Annotated in this window: 1 protein-coding gene and 1 pseudogene; both read left to right on the forward strand. The window is 73.1% G+C overall.

Annotated elements, in window-relative coordinates:
- Nucleotides 1–224: pseudogene (locus tag PLL68_RS14785) on the forward strand (DEAD/DEAH box helicase); the annotation flags it as partial.
- Nucleotides 225–365: 141 nt separating this feature from the next.
- Nucleotides 366–1,755, forward strand: a 1,390-nt coding sequence (locus PLL68_RS14790; RefSeq protein ID WP_324535391.1) for an MBL fold metallo-hydrolase RNA specificity domain-containing protein, incomplete at its 3' end; no start/stop codon positions are given.

Consider the following 1,755-nt stretch of genomic DNA (forward strand, 5'->3'; position numbering starts at 1 on the left):
AGACCGGCAAGGGTGCCGGTCGTCGGGGCCCGTCGGGCGGCCGCGGCAACGAGCGCGGCAACGACCGTGGGGACCGCGGCCGCGGCGGTGACCGACGCTCGGATGCCGCTCGTCCGTCCTCGCGCGACGGTGACGCACCCGCTGAGGGCGCGAGCCGTCCCCGCCGCACCCGCAACCGTCGCCGCACCAGTGGCGGCAGCGCCTCGGGCGAGACCACCAGCTGAGACCTGCCGACGAAGGGCCGCACCGGCTTCCGGTTGCGGCCCTTCGTCGTCGGGCGCGCCGCGCCGGCACGCGAGCGGGTGTGAGGAACCAGTCCCCCGCCACCACTGTCCCCGCACGCACGCGGGGAGGACGATGGAGGCGTGAGCAGCCCCACCCTGACGTTCTGGGGGGCTGCCGGCACCGTCACCGGCAGCCGCTTCCTCGTCGAGACCGGCGCCTCTCGCGTGCTCGTCGACGCAGGTCTCTACCAGGGACTTCGCGAGCTGCGGCAGCGCAACTGGGACGTGCTCCCGGTCGACCCGGCCAGCCTCGACGGCGTCGTGCTGACCCATGCGCACCTCGACCACTGCGGCTACCTGCCCCGGCTGGTTCGCGACGGCTTGGCGGCGCCGGTCATCTGCACGGACCAGACGGCTGAGCTCACGGCGATCGTGCTGCGTGACAGCGCTCGAATCCAGGAGGAGGACGCGGGGTACGCCAACCAGGCGGGGTTCTCCCGACACCGTCCGGCGTTGCCCCTCTACGACGAGCTCGACGTGGAGCAGACCCTCCCGCTGTTGCGCCCGGTGCCGCTGCACGACGCCGTCCCCCTGACAGAGGACGTCACCGTGACCCTTCATTCGGCGGGGCACATCCTCGGTGCGACGAGCGTGCTCGTGGACGCAGCCGGGTCGACCGTGCTGTTCAGCGGCGACCTGGGCCGCGCGGACCACCCGTTGGTGCCTCGCCGCGAGAACCCTCCGTCGGCCGACGTCATCGTCGTCGAGTCGACCTACGGCGACCGCACTCACCCACCACGGTCCCCCGACCCGGCGGACGACGTGCTGGCCGGCGCCATCCGCCGCACTCTCGCGCGAGGCGGCACCGTGCTCGTCCCCGCCTTCGCCATCGACCGGACCGAGCTCGTCCTCCTGCGGGTCGGGGAGCTGATGACCAGTGGTGCCGTCCCCACCGTGCCCGTCTACCTCGACAGCCCGATGGCGCACCGGGCCCTGGACGTCTACCGCCGCTACCTGGCGACGGTCGATCCCGGCCTGCTGCCGCCCCGCTGGGAGCTCGACACCCTGGGCGTCCCGGACCTGCGCATCGTGCGCAACGCGGTCGAGTCGGAGGCGCTGAACGAGCCGCGCCATCCGTGCATCATCATCTCGGCCTCCGGGATGGCGACCGGTGGGCGGGTCGTGCACCACCTGGCACACCAGCTCGGCGACCCCCGCAACTGCGTCGTCCTCACGGGCTACCAGGCCGTGGGGACCCGTGGGCGGGACCTGCTCGAAGGCGCCCGGGAGGTCAAGATGCACGGCCGCTACGTGCCCGTGCGCGCCGAGATCGTGGACGACCAGGAGTTCTCGGTGCATGCCGACTCCGACGAGGTCATCGAGTGGCTGAGCCGGGTCGAGACACCGCCCACGACGCTGTACGCCGTGCACGGTGAGCCGGTGGCCTCACGGGCCCTCGCCGACCGCGTCGCGCGTGAGCTGGGCTGGACAGCGGTGGTCCCGCGCGTCGGCGAGCGCGTTCGGCTGGACT

This window comes from Ornithinibacter sp. (genome assembly GCF_035443565.1).
GTDB lineage: Bacteria > Actinomycetota > Actinomycetes > Actinomycetales > Dermatophilaceae > Fodinibacter.